The 249-nt window shown below is 41.4% G+C and carries 1 protein-coding gene; it reads right to left on the bottom strand.

Annotated elements, in window-relative coordinates; all coding sequences use genetic code 11:
• Positions 1–43: 43 nt before the first annotated feature.
• Positions 44–249: general secretion pathway protein GspB (locus AB4140_RS19835; protein ID WP_372002369.1), on the bottom strand; the 206-nt coding region annotated here is incomplete at its 5' end.

Raw genomic sequence — 249 nt, 5'->3', positions numbered from 1 at the left:
GCTCCTTTTTATTTGTCTGTTATCTAAATACGTATAGAAATCGCTAACCTTTCCACTCGTACAGAGCCGGGATTTCTATCTTCTGTTGATTGAACTCTATGATCACTGATTGTGGCTTAATCTCTAGTAATTGAATGTCTTGTCCAATCCAATCTCCTTGCGCCACTTCTTGGCCGTTCACTTTTACCCAACGTTTGGTCTCGCTGCTCGAGTACATATGAGTTTGTAGGTCTAACTTAGGAAGGACCT

This window comes from Shewanella sp. 10N.286.51.B2, from assembly GCF_041469265.1.
Classification (GTDB): domain Bacteria; phylum Pseudomonadota; class Gammaproteobacteria; order Enterobacterales; family Shewanellaceae; genus Shewanella.
Note: the sequence above shows the minus strand (reverse complement) of the source record. Positions and strands in the feature narration are given on the sequence as shown.